Below are 14,029 nucleotides of genomic sequence, written 5' to 3' on the forward strand. Positions count from 1 at the left end.
GGTGTCGACCTCAGGCTTTCGGCGTCTTGGGTGTGCGCGGAGCACGGGGTTTCTTCAGCAGTGCCGGCTGCTCGGCTTCGCTCAGCGGCACCGTCTTCGGCTTGCTGATACGCCGCGGCTTGGGCGCTGCCGGAGTCTGGGCCTGCGCCTCGGCTTCGGCCAGTTTGCTGGCCATTTTCCAGTGGCGCTCATGCTGGCCATGGGGACGACCTTCGGACTCCCAGATCTGGAAGGCAAATTCGCGGATACGCTGTTCATCGATCATGGCGTGGCTCCTGTAATGACGGGGTGATACGAAGCAGATTGACTGGAAACCTGGCCAGTGCAGCGGCAAGCGCGATGCCCTGATCCGTGGCGACCTGGCAGTCGCCAAGCAGACCCGTTGCCTGCCGGGCATGCAGTTCTTCGGGCAATACGATCCTGGTGTTGCCCCAACGCTGTGGCGGTACGTGCGGCACCGGATGCTCGCCTAGCAGCCCAGCGGCCAGCCGTGGGACGATGACCAGCAGGTGGTCGTCGCCATGGCTGCGCAGGAAGGCGAGCACCTGAGCGGCGTGCTCACCGGTGACGCCAAGCGGGCGGTAACTGCCCTGGCTGAACAGCAGCGGACAGTCGGCGCGCAAGGCCAGTGTCTGGCGGATCAGCCACTGCTTGATGCGCCCGTCCTGCCAGTTGGCCAACCTGGCCTCGGGCGTGACCTCGGCGTGCAGGGCAGCCTGTCGCGCGGGGAAATCCACCGGGCGGCGGTTGTCCGGGTCGACCAGGCTGAAATCCCAGAACTCGCAGCCCTGGTAAAGATCGGGCACGCCGGGCGTGGTCAGGCGCAGCAGGCACTGCACCAGGCTGTTCAGCGCACCGGCGGGCGCCAGCGCTGCAACCGCGCTGACCAGCTCCCCGCGCGTGGCCAGCCCTGAGGGTTCGCACAGCAAGCGCCGCAGGAAGTCCGCACAGGCGGCTTCGTAGTCGTCGTTCGGCGCACTCCAGGCGCTGTTGAGCTTGGCCTCGCGCAACGCCTTGCGCTGCCAGCCGAGCAGACGCTGCAGGTAGGCATCCAGGCCCGCATCATCATCCGCTTGCAGCCCCAGCGGCCAGCTGCCGATCAATGCCTGGTAGAGAATCGCCTCTTCGCCACCATCCGGCGCCTGCTGCAGATGTCGACTGCGCAGCGGTTGTGCCAGGCGATGCCAGTGTTTGACCCGCTCGGCATACCAGGTGGCGCGCTCGCTAAGTACCGCCAGGCGCGCGCGGCAGTCTTCGCCGCGCTTGTGATCATGGGTGGCGGTGGCCAGCAGGTTGAGCGGGTGCTGCGCTGCGCGCTCGGCGCAGGCCTGGTGAAAATGTTCGGCGCTGGCACTGAAATGCTCGGCATCGAAGCCCACGTCATAACGCGAGAGCAGCACGCCTGCGCGATACAGCGCGGTGTCTTCGACGGCCTTGGCGGCCACCGGCGAGGTCAACTGCTGGAAGCGCGTCAGCGCCTGGGCACGCAGGCGCCGCGCGCGGCCGGGCGGCATGGCACGCAGGAAGGCGCCGCCAAGCCAGTCGTCGAGATGCGGCAGCAACGGCCAGTCGGCCTCGGCCAGGGTCTGCCGTGCGCCGTCCAGCGCCTGCTGGAAGAAACGCCGGTCCTGCTGCGAGCGGCCGCAGGCCTGGGCATAGGTGCGATACACCGGGAAATGCACGATCATTTCGCGCAGCGCCCGGCGGATCGCGCCGAGGGTCAGGTCGCGCGTGGCGATATCGTGGCGCGCAACGTGCAGCAGGCGCTGGGCGACTTCCTCCAGATCGCCGGCCAGCGAGCCCTCCAGCACCAGCCGGCGCGCCTGCTGGATTTCTTCCTCGAACGCCGTCGGCCGGCCGCTGAGCGCCTGCCATAGCGCGCTGAGTGGCAGCTCGCCGTGCGGATCGTGCTGCACCAAGGACACCTGGTTCATGAATTCGTAGCCGGTGCTGCCGTCCACCGGCCACTCCTGCGGCAGGCTCTCACCGGCGCCGAGAATCTTCTCCACGAAAATCGGGAAGGGCGCATCGCCGCGCAGCTGGCGGACGCGGCGCCGCAACCGGCTGCAATAGGCACGCGGGTTGGCCAGGCCGTCGATGTGATCGATGCGCAGACCGTCGACCAGGCCGCGCTCGATCAGTTCGAAAACCTTGGCATGTGTCTGTTCGAACACCTGGCGATGCTCGACGCGCAGTGCGCCAAGCTCGTTGATATCGAAAAAGCGCCGCCAGTTGATGTCGTCCGCCGCGGTACGCCAGCTGGCCACGCGGTAATGCTGGCGTTCCAGCAGTGCGTGCAGGCGTTTCTGCGCCGCTTCGTCATTGCCCTGAAAGCTGGCGAGCAGAGGCGGCACCTTTTCAGACTGGGCGACCAGTTCGACAGACAGCTGTGCAGCCTGTGCGCGGCTGGCGTCATCATTGCCCAGGCGGGCGAAGCGCAGACCCAGCTCGCGCAGGTCGGCATCATCGCTGCCACGCAGGATGCTGGCGTAGCTGGCAGGCGTCAGCGGCAGGCGATGCTCGAAGTGCTGCGCATGGAAGCGTCCGCGCTCGGCATCGAAGTGCAGCTCCAGGGTGCCGTCACGCAGCGCCTCGCCGTAGTCGCTGCGCAGGAAGGGCACCAGCAGCTGGCCGCTGAGCAGCGGGTCATGGGATTGCCATTGGATGTCGAAGAACGCTGCGTAGGGACTCCCTTGCCCCCATTCCAGCACGTCCAGCCACCAGGGATTGCCATCGCCACCGACGGCCATGTGGTTGGGCACGATATCCAGAATCAGCCCCATGTCATGGGCGCGCAGGGCATCCACCAACTTGACCAGTGCGTCTTCGCCGCCCAGCTCGGGGTTGATCCGGCTCGGGTCGATCACGTCGTAGCCGTGCTGCGATCCGGGGCGGGCCGTGAGAATCGGCGAAGCGTACAGGTGGCTGATCCCCAGCTGCGCCATGTAGGGCACCTGCGCAGCCGCGTCGTACAGAGTGAAGTCCTTGTGCAGCTGCAGACGCAGCGTGGCGCGCAACTCAGTCATTGCCAGCCTCCCGGCGTGCGCCGTCGAGAGTGGCCAGGCGCTCGCTGGTAGCCGGCTGTTCCAGCAGCTCGCTGACTGCCAGTGGATAGCGGCGCCGCCAGTTGGGGTGAATGTCGCCAGGGCCGGGCAGGTTGGGCTGCTGCTCCAGGCCACAGGCATCCTCCAGCGGCAACAGCGCCAATGGCGCCGGGGTACGGCCGATATGTTCGATGCAGGCTTGCAGGCCGGCATCGTCATCGCTGCCGGTTACCAGGCCTTGGCGTTCGAACAGCTGGCGCAGCGCCACACGCTCGCCGGCACGCTCGGCGTGGTCGCCTTCCAGCAGCTCGGCGTCGCGCTGGCCGGCGCGCACTCGCCATTCCAGATCGCGGCCGGCGAGCCAGCCCTTGATCGTCGGCAGGTCATGGGTGGTGGTGGTCGCCAGGGCGTTGTCCGGCCAACGATCGGCCGGGACGAAACCGAGGTCGTCCTGCTCGAACAGCAGCACTCGGGTACCGAGGATATTGCGTGCGGCGAGCTTGTCGCGCAGGCCCTCGGGCACGGTGCCGAGGTCTTCGCCGATGACCAGCGCGCGATGGCGGTGCGACTCCAGGGCCAGCAGGCGCAGCAGGTCGTCCAGCGGGTAGCGTAGGTAGGCGCCGTGCTGGGATTCCGCGCCCTGGGGGATCACCCACAGCCGCTGCAGCCCCATGACATGATCGATACGGATGCCGCCGGCATGCGCAAGGTTGGCCTGGAGCATTTCGATGTAGGCGCGAAAGCCGTGCTGACGCAGGCCCTGCGGCGAGAAGGCGGCGACGCCCCAGTTCTGCCCCTGGCGATTGAGCACGTCCGGTGGCGCACCGACGGTGACCCGGGGCAGCAGCTCGTCCTGACGCGACCAGGCCTGGCTGCCGGCGCAATCGGCGCCCACGGCCAGGTCGGCGATCAGGCCGATGCCCATGCCAGCGCCACTGGCCGTGGCCTGGGCCGTTTCCAGTCCATGGGCGATCAACCATTGGCAGAAGGCGTGATAACGCAGCTCATCGGCTTGTTCGAGGGCGAAACGGGTCACCGCGCCCTGGTTCGGGCTGCGCAGTTCGTCCGGCCAGGTGCGCCAGTCGCCGCTGCTGCCTTCGCGCAGGCGCTGCGCATGGATGGCCTCGAAGCAGCAATGCTGCTCGAGCGCTTCGCCGCCAGCGGCGCGAAATGCCTCGAAACGTTCCCGCAGCGGGGCGGGGGCCTGGCGAAAGTCTTCGTACAGTTGCCGTAGCAGACGCGTGCGAACCTGCGCCACGGACGGCCAGTCGATCAGTTCCAGCGCCTCCAGGCGCGTCATTTCACCCTGCAGCCCGGCGGCCTGGATGGCACGCCTGACGCGCTCCTCACCCAGCAGGGTGACCGGCGCGGCGTAGAGGGTGTTGAAGAACAGCCGGCTGGACGGCGAGTAGGGGCCGTAGCTGTGCAGATCGGAGCTGAATTGCGCGTGCACCGGGCTCAGGCCGATGGCGTCGGCGCCGTGATTGGCGGCATGGCGGGCCAGGTCCGCCACGGCCAGCGTATCGCCCAGCCCGCCGTCGCCAGCACGGCGCAGGCCGTAAAGTTGGGCGGTCAGGCCCCAGATACGCGGTTTACCGCACAGTTCCTGTACCGATAAGCAGGCTTGTGGCGCCACCGCGAGCGCATGTCGGGTGTCGCGAATTTCCAGTTGGTAATAACCAAGCTGCTGCTGGGGCGGCAGGCGGCCATCTTGGTCAAGTCGTCCTTCGCTGACGTTGCCCTGTTCGTCGGTCAAGCGGTAGGGGCTCTCGGCAGGGTAGAGGCTCAGCGCCAGAGGCAGGCCCTGGTCCTGCAGGAGCAGGTTGGAATCTTCCGGCACATGCTGGCGGTGCACCAGCGAGGTCAGGCTTTCACGTATCTGCTCGGGGCTTTGTGCGGGGTAGCCCAGCGCCTCCAGCAGGTTGCGCTGCGCCTCCGGAGTTACGCTTTGTGGCTTACCGTAGGCGTCGACCCAGTCGATGCTGAGGTCCGCGGCCTGAGCCAGTTCGGCCAGCAATTGATCGCTCATCGGGCGGGCTCCAGGGTGACCAGAACGCTGCGCGGCGGCAGTTGCGCCTGGCGCAGGTCGGCGTCATCGATACGAAAGGTGTACAGGCGCTCGCCGTGCATGGCCGTCGCGGGCAGGGCAGTGGTGCTGCTGCCCAGGTTGATGGCGATGCTCAGCGCCGGGCCGTTGCCGAGGCGCCAGCGCGCCAGCACGGCACCGTCGCCCAGCACTTGCGCGCCGAGGCTGCGGGCCTCCTGTAGGCCTGGCAACAGGCGGCTGTGGCGCACTTGCAAAAGGCCGCGATAGAAGGCCAGCCACTCGCGCTGCTCGGGCTCCAACGCTGGCGTCAGGTCCGGCTGCGAGCGCTGGAAGCTGGCCTCGGCATTGGGGTCGGCAATGGCCTCGCGGCTGTGCGCCGAATTGAATTGGGAGAAGTCGGCGAATTCGTTGCGCCGACCTTCACGTACCGCGTTGGCCAACTCATCGTGGTAATCGGTGAAGAACAGGAACGGCCGCTTGCTGCCCCATTCCTCACCCATGAACAGCAGCGGCACCATCGGGCACAGCAGCAGTAGTACGGTGGCGGCCTTCAGCGCATCGCTGTCGGCGAGCAGCGTCAGGCGCTCGCCAAAGGCGCGGTTGCCCACCTGGTCATGGTTCTGCAGGAACAGGACGAAGGCATTCGGCGGCAGGTCGGCACTAGGCTCGCCGCGCGGCTGGCCGTGGCGATTGGCCTGGCCCTGGTAGACGAAGCCCTGCTCCAGGCAGGTGGCCAGCTTGCGCGTTGGCGCCTGGGCGTAATCGGCGTAGTAGCTTTCGTTCTCGAAGGTGAGCAGCGCATGCAGGGTGTTGTGGCCATCGTCGTTCCACTGCGCATCGAAGCCATCGCGCAGCAGGTGCGCGGCGTTGTGCTCGTTCTCCAGCACCAGATGCACCTGGCGTTGCTGCGGCACTGCCGAGCGTACGCGCGCTGCCAGCGCCTTGAGAAAGTCGTCATCGTCGATGGCGTGCACGGCGTCCAGGCGCAGGCCGTCGACGCGATAGTCGAGCAACCACATCAGGGCGTTTTCGCAGAAGAAGTCGCGCACCTGCGGTCGGCTGAAATCGATGGCCGCGCCCCAGGGCGTGGTGCGCTCTTCGTGGAAGAACTGTCGTGCGTACACGCCCAGGTAATTGCCGTCCGGGCCGAAGTGGTTGTAGACCACGTCGACGAATACCATCAGGCCATGGGCATGGGCGCTGTCGATCAGTTGCTTGAGTTCTTCGGGTGTACCGTAGGCGTTGGCCGGGGCGAAGGGCAGCACACCGTCGTAGCCCCAGTTGCGCGTGCCGGAGAAGGCATTCAGCGGCATCAGCTGCAAGGCGGTGACGCCCAAGTCGGCCAGGTGCGGAAGATGCTCGATGACCTGCTGAAAACCTCCGAACAGGCCGACATGCAGCTCGTACAGCACCGTCTCGTGCCAGGGCCGGCCATTCCAGTCGTGGTGATGCCAGACATGGGCCGAATGGTCGACCACCTGGCTGAAGCCATGCACATCCTCGACCTGGCGGCGCGAGGCCGGGTCCGGTACCGACCACTGGCCATCGATGCGGTAGCGATAGCGGGAATCGGCCGGGCACTCCAACAGCGCCACGAACCAGCCATCCTCCTGCGCCTGCATCGGTTGCAGCCCACCGTCCTGCAGTTCCAGTTCCACGCGGTTGCTGCTCGGCGCCCAGAGGGCGAAGCGCACGCGTCCATCGGCCATTGGCCGGGCTCCATGGCTGTACATCAACGCAGGGCCCGGCGGGCGCTGACCTGGCTCAGCAGGCGCTGGAACAATCGGTCATAGGGCTGCACCGACTGGCGCCAGAACAGCGGCGAGCGCATGGCGTGGCAGCGCATGGCCTCCAGCAGTTCGGGATGCTCGAAGACCTGCAGCGCGCGGTCGATCGCTTCGCGGTAGGCATCGACGTGCGGCTCATCGAAGAGAAAACCGCTGACGCCATCCTCGATGGTATCGGCCAGGCCGCCGGTGCAGCGCGCGATGGGTAGCGAGGCGTAGCGCTGCGCATACATCTGGCTGAGGCCGCAGGGCTCGAAACGCGAAGGCATGAGCAGGAAGTCGCTGCCGGCATATAGCCGCCGCGCATCGCTCTCGTTGAAGCCGATGTGCACGCCGATACGTCCGCGATGACGCCGGCCAAGCTCCGCCATGGCGGCCTCCAGCGCCGGCTCGCCCTGACCGATCACGCCGATGCGGCCGCCGCGGGCGACGATGTGTTCGGCCACTTGCAGGGTCAGATCTATACCTTTCTGCTGCACCAGGCGCGACACCACGGCGAACAGCGGGCCGTCGGCATCGAGATTCAGCCAGCGCTGCACGTATTCGGTGTTGGCCTGCTTGCCGGCCCAGTCACCCGCGCTGAAGCCCTGCTGCAGATGCGGGTCGCTCTCGGGCTGCCAGCTTTCGTCGATGCCATTGGCAATGCCGCTGAGCTGATTGACCAGCACCTTGGCGCGCAGCAGGCCGTCCAGGCCGCAGCCTTGCTCCGGCGTGGTGATTTCCCGGGCATAGCGGCGGCTCACGGTGGTCACGTGCTGGGCATAGGCGATGCCGGCCTTGAGAAACGACAGCTGACCATAGAACTCCAGGCCATCGACGCCGCACGCCGACTCCGGTATCGCCAGCTCGCTGGCGCAGCGCATGTCGCACAGGCCCTGATAGGCCAGGTTGTGAATGGTCAGCACGGCAGGGGCGCTGACCTGGCGCCAGGCCATGTAAGCGGGGGCCATCGCTGCCGGCCAGTCATTGGCGTGCACCAGCTCCGGGCGCCACTGGATACCGGCATCGCCCGATGCGATTTCCGCAGCGGCCAGGCCAAGGCGGGCGAAGCGAATGTGGTTGTCGGCCCAGTCACGCCCCTGCGCATCCACGTAGGGCGAGCCGTCGCGCTCGTACAACGCATGGTTGAGCAGAACGTAGACGATCAGCCCATCGGCCAGATCCATGCGTCCGATCTGGCAGGGCGGCAGGGCGGCCACGCCCGGCAGTTGCCCAACGATGCGGATCGGCCGACCACTCTCCACGACCTTGCGATAGCCGGGAATCAGCAGGCGCATGTCATGTTGTGGCGACAATGCACGTGGCAGCGCGGCGGATACATCACCCAGCCCGCCACACTTGATCAGATCGGCGAACTCCGAGGTCACGAACAATACGCGCTTACGCTCGGGATGCTCACTGTGCATCTGCAAGGAGGGCTTGGCTGCGGCGCAGAGGGTAGGTGTGGACGGAATATGTGCGGAGGCTGCAGCACTTGCCATGTCTCTCTCCATTGGGTTGGACCTGAGGACGACTCGCCTGCTGGACGAGGGTCTGTGGAGGAGCGCGATGAGCATGATCGACAATCTCCCCCTTACCCTTTTCCTGACGGGGCGAATGCGACAAAGGTTCGACCTTTTTTTACCGGGCAAGCGCAACGCGAAAGGTTGAACTTTGCGCAATGCTGACGCTTCCACAGAGTTCTACTGGAAGCATCAAGGAGAGGGCAGATGCACAGCATCGAGCAGGTGGTTAATTTTCTCAGCAAGTACAAGCTGCGCCTGGCCACTGCCGAGTCCTGCACGGCCGGGCTGATCAGCTCCCTGGTGGCGGACGTGCCCGGTAGCGGCCAGGTACTCGACTGCGCATTCGTCACCTATTCGCCCCAGGCCAAACAGCGCTGCCTGGGCGTCAACCCGGACACCATCGAGCGCTTCGGCCTGACCAGCGAGGAAGTGGCGCGGGAGATGGCGCTCGGCGCCTTGCAGCGCAGCGATGCCGATATCGTCCTGGCCAACACCGGACTGGCGGAAGCGGAAGGGGATATGGATGGCGTGCAGTGCATCGCCTGTGCGATTCGACTCGACCAGCACCAGGGCATCGTCAGCGAGACGGTTCAGTTCAGCGGCAGCCGCAACGAAGTGCGTGAGGAGACGGCGCGCTATGCGCTAATGCAACTGTCGTACTACTACGAACGGTTGCGCCAGGTTTGACCTGATAGCGTATTGCCGGGCTGCATCAACAGCCCGGCACACGAACAATCAGTTGTCCGGTAGCTGACCGTTGATTTCTTCAGCCTTTTTCAGATGCTGCTCCAGCTTGGGCAGCGTATCGCGGGCAAACTGGGCAATTTCCGCATCATCGGCATTCACGCCACGGCGGAACAGCTCGATGGTTTCGCGGTGAGCGACCACCTGATTGTTCATGTAGGCCTTGTCGAAGCTCTCCTCGCCTCGCAGTTTGAGCACCATGGCCTTGGCCTGGTTGAGCAGCTCGGCGTCATCGGACACTCCCAGGTCCTTGCTCTTGGCCAGATCAGCCAGCTTCTGATTCGCGTTGCGGTGATCGTCGACCATCATCTGCGCGAAGCCCTTGACCGCTTCATTCTGGGATTTTTCCAGCGCCAGCTTTGCGGTTTCGATCTCGGCGACACCTTTTGCCGACGCCTCCTCGACAAAGTCGTCGCTATCGATCGATTCAGCTTCGTTGGCAGCGTGCAGACTGCTGGCTGCGCAAATGGCGAAAGCGGCAGCGGCCAGCCAGGCCAGTGGTTTGGATGCTTGCATGTTCGATCCTCCTAGGATGGGTGTGCACTTGGGTAGAAGGCCGAAAGCAAGGCGAAGTTCAGGGCAAATTTGCTCTGGCGATAGCATGCCGTCACAAGCGAAACGGCCCGACTTCGCCGGCCGTCGCGAAAAATTCAAGTCGAACGGAACAGCCGCAGCTTGCCTCAAAAATTACCCGTGGCGACGCGTGGTCGCCTGCGTGGCCGCCATGCCAGACATGGTCACCGATAATCAAGCGCACGGCCTTGTGCGCCTCCAACAGCCGGGAGTAGCCCATGAGCAAGCAACCGAAAACCGCCGGGAACAGCCAGATGGCCGGCAGCGATACGCTCGACAGAAGCAACAGCAACGCCAAGCTCGAACAGCTCGAGCAATTTCGCGAAGACTCCACCGGTGAGGCGCTGACCACCAACACCGGCGTGCGCATCGCCGACAACCAGAACAGCCTGCGCGCGGGTGAACGTGGGCCGACGCTGATGGAAGATTTCATCATGCGCGAGAAGATCACCCACTTCGATCACGAGCGCATTCCCGAGCGTGTAGTGCATGCACGCGGTTCGGCAGCCCATGGCTACTTCGAGGTGACCGACCCGGCCACCGACCTGACCTGCGCCAACTTCCTCAGCGAAGCCGGCAAGCGCACGCCGGTATTCGTGCGTTTCTCCACCGTGCAGGGGCCGCGTGGTTCGGCCGATACGGTGCGCGACGTGCGCGGCTTCGCCGTGAAGTTCTATACCGAGGAGGGCAACTTCGACCTGGTCGGCAACAACATGCCGGTGTTCTTCATCCAGGATGCGATCAAGTTCCCCGACTTCGTCCATGCGGTCAAACCCGAGCCGCACAACGAGATCCCGACCGGCGCGTCGGCCCACGACACCTTCTGGGACTTCGTCTCGCTGACCCCGGAGTCCGCGCACATGGTGCTGTGGACCATGTCCGACCGCGCCATTCCCATCGCCTATCGCTCGATGCAGGGCTTTGGCGTGCACAGCTTTCGCCTGGTCAACGCCGAGGGCCAGAGCAAGCTGGTCAAGTTTCACTGGCGGCCCAAGGCCGGCGTCTGCTCGCTGGTGTGGGACGAAGCGCAGAAACTCGCCGGCAAGGACCCGGACTTTCACCGCCGCGGCCTGTGGGAAGACATCGAGCGCGGCCTCTACCCGGAATGGGAACTGGGCCTGCAGGTGATGAACGAGGAGGATGCGCAAAGCTTCGGCTTCGACCTGCTCGATCCGACCAAGCTGGTGCCCGAGGAGCTGGTGCCGGTGCGTGTGGTCGGGCGCATGGTGCTCAATCGCAACCCGGACAACTTCTTCGCGGAAACCGAGCAGGCGGCGTTTCACATCGGGCATGTGGTGCCGGGCATCGATTTCAGCAACGACCCGCTGCTGCAGGGCCGGCTGTTCTCCTACACCGATACCCAGCTGCTGCGTCTTGGCGGCCCCAATTTCAACGAAATCCCGATCAACCGGCCGCTGTGTCCGTTCCACAACAACCAGCGTGACGCGCCGCACCGGCAGCAGATCAACCGTGGCCGCGCCTCCTACGAGCCGAATTCGATCGACGGCAACTGGCCGCGCGAGACGCCGCCGGCGCCAAGCGGTGGCGGCTACAGCTCCTATCCCGAGCCGCTGCACGGCACCAAGATCCGCGTGCGCTCGCCCAGCTTCGCCGACCACTTCTCCCAGGCCACGCTGTTCTGGCGCAGCATGAGCGAGGCCGAGCAGCAGCACATCGTCGATGCCTACAGTTTCGAGTTGTCGAAAGTCGAGCGCCTGTACATTCGCGAGCGCCAGGTGAAGGAAATCCTGGCCCATATCGATCCGCTGCTGGCGTTGCGCGTTGCGCAGAACCTGGGCATCGACCTGGACAGCACCTCGACGCCAAAGCTGGACGACAGAGCGCAGACGTCGCCCGCGCTCAGCCAGATGAATCTGCTGCCTGGCGATATTCGCGGGCGCCGCGTCGCAGTTCTGCTGACGCCCGGCTGCAAGGCCGACGAAGTCGCCAGCCTGAAGAAGATGCTCGAAGGTGCCGGCGCCGTGGCCAAACTCCTTGCACCTTCAGCGGCGCCGGTGAAGGACTCCGACGGTCAGCCCATGCAGCCTGACGGCAGCTTCGCTTCGGAACCCTCGATTACCGTCGATGCGGTGTTCGTGCCGGGTGGCGAGTACGTGCTCAAGACGCTGCAGGACGATGGCGTGGCCAAGCACTACCTGCTGGAAGCCTACAAGCACCTCAAGCCCATCGCGCTCAGTGGTGATGCCGCTCAGCTGGCGGCGATGCTGGGCCTGGACGAGGACGACGGGATGCTCGGCGGTGACAGCTTCGATCCGCTCTACATGCGCTTCGAGACGGCGCTCAAGCAGCATCGCATCTGGGCGCGGGAGATGCGCGCCAAGAGCATTCCGGCCTGAACCACGCCCGGCCTAACGCGGTTCGCCTGCGTCAGGCCGGGGCTTCTTCTGCCGCTGCGCCCTGGTCGAGGGGCGCAGCGGCACCGGTGCATCGAGCTGCGAGCCCGGGTCTTCGTTCCCCGGATCGTCAAGCAGCCCCTGAGCGGGGCGCGGCACCGGTGTTTTGCGGGTTTGTTCCGACGTTTTCCCGTTCATGCTGGCTCCAGCAATGGGTCCTCTGCGCACACCTGGCAGGTACGCGCGCATTCCTGGCAATGCTGGCTGGCGTGCTGCACGCATTCCTCGGCGCAGGCCAGACAGGCGATGCGGCACAGCTGGCTGGCCACGGCGACATAGGGGCTGTTGCGCAACATCAGAGTCGCGGTAAGGCGACACAGGTCCGCGCAATCTCGGCATAACTCGATGCAGCGATAATGGCCGGCGTCTTCTTCGCTGAGGCAAGCAGCAGCGCATTGCTCGCACGCGTTGGCGCAACTGCTATAGGCGGTCATATGATCGAGATAGTTGTACTCATCTGTCATCTTCGTGCCTCCACGAACAATTTATGTACAGGTATTATGGCGCGCCAACAAAAGGCAATTTTCCTCGGGACATCAACCGTGCGGCACCTAAGTAGCTATTACCAATAGAGAAAATATCGACCCACCATGTCAGCGCTACTTATTCGACATACACGAGAGGGCGTCCATTCCGCAAATATCCAATATTTCTTTACCTGTATCTCAGTCGGCGATAAATGCCAATTACCTATAAATGGCGGCACTGTTTGTAATGAAAAAGTAAATAGTCACAAGCGGTTTACGGCCGATCATTGCGAATGGCGTCGATAAGTATCGATTGAGACTTGATCATTCGATCAAAAAAACAAATCGGATACGAGAGAAGAAAGAGGAGAGAAGGCAGGGGTGGCTGGAAATACCAGCCGAGAGCGCCGGGGCGACTAGAAGGAGTGATTGGTTTTCATCACTTCGATCATCATGTTGTCGGGTCTGTCCGCTGTGCTAGGGCGCAACGGATCGCGATTTACATCCCAGCAGGTGAGTATCGATCGGCTGAACTGGAACTCGGAAGAGGTAGCAGTGAGCCCGTTCTTGTCACAATCCTCGCAGGGCTGGCCGCTGAACGCCTCGCTGTGCACCTGATAGCAGTTCGAATCGATCTCCTGAAGCGAGCGCTGACCACTGTGCGTGGGTGTCGCCGGTGAGAACACCACCGCCAACGTCGGCGGTTGAAAGGGTTGCCAGACCAATAACACCACCAGGCATGTCGCCCCGGCTATGTAGGGCCATTCGTACATCAGTTGGTGCCGATAGGGCATATGCCTTCTGATTCTTCCCATCAGATCTTCGGGCTTGCTCCGAATCGTTGCTGAATCCTTGCATCTGGGCACGTGTGTATCCTCATTCTTTCGTGAGCTTTCTCATGGCCCACAAACGGGAGGAGCGCGTGCGGAAAATCGGCTCGCGCGAGTAGGTTGGCAATTGCATGGCGTTACAATGCTTGACCGCTTCGCTTATCGACTCGCCATCTTCCTCCAAAGTCATATCGAAATGGATCAGCCGGATCAATTCCTGGGTGGGACAAGTCCCATCGAGAACGCGAACGAGCTGTCGTTCATTATGGGCGACGGTCAGCACGATGCTGCCGTCCGGTCTTGGCGTCATATCAATTTCATAATTGGCTAACGCCGACCTAATACTTTCCAAGTCATGGTTCATGAGTTCCTCCTTAAAGACACCCATGAACATAGCGCTGTATCTATGGCATACCAACACTTGGGACGATTGGTATAAATTAAAACCAAATTGACATCATCTACCCGAGTTATACAGATTTGCGCTGGAAAAAATTCATTTGTGATGGGATTTATTCATAAAAACTGCCGGGCTGAGTTTATTGTTTGCATACAGCATCTTGCATCAGGCCAACGAGCGAACTGGCCCGCAGTGACAGAAAAAATAAACTGAACCAA

11 protein-coding genes are annotated in these 14,029 nt (G+C 63.8%); 2 read left to right on the top strand and 9 right to left on the bottom strand.

All coding sequences use genetic code 11. The features are described 5' to 3' along the window. Positions 1–10: 10 nt before the first annotated feature. From P3C50_RS04705 to glgA, 5 genes are read right to left on the bottom strand one after another with little or no spacing between them, the layout of a single operon-like run. A complete protein-coding gene (locus tag P3C50_RS04705) occupies positions 11–265 on the bottom strand; it encodes a DUF2934 domain-containing protein (protein WP_013715573.1) in 255 nt (84 codons plus the stop codon). Next, positions 255–3,026, bottom strand: coding sequence for a malto-oligosyltrehalose synthase (locus tag P3C50_RS04710; protein WP_275545064.1), 2,772 nt, complete (start codon positions 3,024–3,026; stop codon positions 255–257). Before P3C50_RS04710 ends, P3C50_RS04705 begins: the two co-directional genes overlap by 11 nt. After that, positions 3,019–5,073 carry a 4-alpha-glucanotransferase gene (gene malQ, locus P3C50_RS04715; protein WP_275545065.1) on the bottom strand — a complete coding sequence of 685 codons (2,055 nt, stop codon included), beginning with the start codon at positions 5,071–5,073 and terminating at the stop codon, positions 3,019–3,021. The genes P3C50_RS04710 and malQ overlap by 8 nt, the downstream gene beginning before the upstream one ends. Beyond that, complete coding sequence (treZ, locus tag P3C50_RS04720) at positions 5,070–6,800, bottom strand: malto-oligosyltrehalose trehalohydrolase (protein ID WP_275545066.1); 1,731 nt, start codon at positions 6,798–6,800, stop codon at positions 5,070–5,072. Before treZ ends, malQ begins: the two co-directional genes overlap by 4 nt. Positions 6,801–6,823: 23 nt before the next feature. Next, complete coding sequence (glgA, locus tag P3C50_RS04725; protein ID WP_197855697.1) at positions 6,824–8,359, bottom strand: glycogen synthase GlgA; 1,536 nt, start codon at positions 8,357–8,359, stop codon at positions 6,824–6,826. A gap of 228 nt (positions 8,360–8,587) precedes the next feature. Here glgA and P3C50_RS04730 point away from each other — a divergent pair, with 228 nt between their 5' ends. After that, positions 8,588–9,070: a CinA family protein gene (locus P3C50_RS04730; protein WP_275545067.1), complete on the top strand. Its 483-nt coding sequence runs from the start codon at positions 8,588–8,590 to the stop codon at positions 9,068–9,070. 48 nt (positions 9,071–9,118) lie between these two features. Here P3C50_RS04730 and P3C50_RS04735 read toward each other — a convergent pair whose 3' ends face one another. Then, on the bottom strand, positions 9,119–9,643 hold the full coding sequence (locus P3C50_RS04735; RefSeq protein ID WP_275545068.1) for a DUF4142 domain-containing protein: 525 nt from the start codon (positions 9,641–9,643) through the stop codon (positions 9,119–9,121). Positions 9,644–9,918: 275 nt separating this feature from the next. Here P3C50_RS04735 and katE point away from each other — a divergent pair, with 275 nt between their 5' ends. Then, positions 9,919–12,057 carry a catalase HPII gene (gene katE / locus P3C50_RS04740; RefSeq protein ID WP_275545069.1) on the top strand — a complete coding sequence of 713 codons (2,139 nt, stop codon included), beginning with the start codon at positions 9,919–9,921 and terminating at the stop codon, positions 12,055–12,057. A 191-nt stretch (positions 12,058–12,248) separates the two neighbouring features. Here katE and P3C50_RS04745 read toward each other — a convergent pair whose 3' ends face one another. From P3C50_RS04745 to P3C50_RS04755, 3 genes are all read right to left on the bottom strand, one after another. Beyond that, positions 12,249–12,578, bottom strand: a complete 330-nt coding sequence (locus P3C50_RS04745) for a four-helix bundle copper-binding protein (protein ID WP_275545070.1) — start codon at positions 12,576–12,578, stop codon at positions 12,249–12,251. Positions 12,579–12,997: 419 nt separating this feature from the next. Continuing rightward, a complete protein-coding gene (locus tag P3C50_RS04750; protein WP_275545071.1) occupies positions 12,998–13,354 on the bottom strand; it encodes a hypothetical protein in 357 nt (118 codons plus the stop codon). 103 nt (positions 13,355–13,457) lie between these two features. Next, a complete protein-coding gene (locus tag P3C50_RS04755) occupies positions 13,458–13,775 on the bottom strand; it encodes a hypothetical protein (protein WP_197855702.1) in 318 nt (105 codons plus the stop codon). Positions 13,776–14,029 lie beyond the last annotated feature (254 nt).

This window comes from Pseudomonas sp. Marseille-Q0931, from assembly GCF_940789645.1.
Lineage (GTDB): Bacteria > Pseudomonadota > Gammaproteobacteria > Pseudomonadales > Pseudomonadaceae > Aquipseudomonas.

What these genes read in the sequence shown, in the direction of transcription:
- P3C50_RS04705 (WP_013715573.1), bottom strand. Translation starts at nt 265, where the DNA reads ATGATCGATGAACAGCGTATCCGCGAATTTGCCTTCCAGATCTGGGAG.
- P3C50_RS04710 (WP_275545064.1), bottom strand. Translation starts at nt 3,026, where the DNA reads ATGACTGAGTTGCGCGCCACGCTGCGTCTGCAGCTGCACAAGGACTTC.
- malQ (WP_275545065.1), bottom strand. Translation starts at nt 5,073, where the DNA reads ATGAGCGATCAATTGCTGGCCGAACTGGCTCAGGCCGCGGACCTCAGC.
- treZ (WP_275545066.1), bottom strand. Translation starts at nt 6,800, where the DNA reads ATGGCCGATGGACGCGTGCGCTTCGCCCTCTGGGCGCCGAGCAGCAAC.
- glgA (WP_197855697.1), bottom strand. Translation starts at nt 8,359, where the DNA reads ATGGCAAGTGCTGCAGCCTCCGCACATATTCCGTCCACACCTACCCTC.
- P3C50_RS04730 (WP_275545067.1), top strand. Translation starts at nt 8,588, where the DNA reads ATGCACAGCATCGAGCAGGTGGTTAATTTTCTCAGCAAGTACAAGCTG.
- P3C50_RS04735 (WP_275545068.1), bottom strand. Translation starts at nt 9,643, where the DNA reads ATGCAAGCATCCAAACCACTGGCCTGGCTGGCCGCTGCCGCTTTCGCC.
- katE (WP_275545069.1), top strand. Translation starts at nt 9,919, where the DNA reads ATGAGCAAGCAACCGAAAACCGCCGGGAACAGCCAGATGGCCGGCAGC.
- P3C50_RS04745 (WP_275545070.1), bottom strand. Translation starts at nt 12,578, where the DNA reads ATGACAGATGAGTACAACTATCTCGATCATATGACCGCCTATAGCAGT.
- P3C50_RS04750 (WP_275545071.1), bottom strand. Translation starts at nt 13,354, where the DNA reads ATGTACGAATGGCCCTACATAGCCGGGGCGACATGCCTGGTGGTGTTA.
- P3C50_RS04755 (WP_197855702.1), bottom strand. Translation starts at nt 13,775, where the DNA reads ATGAACCATGACTTGGAAAGTATTAGGTCGGCGTTAGCCAATTATGAA.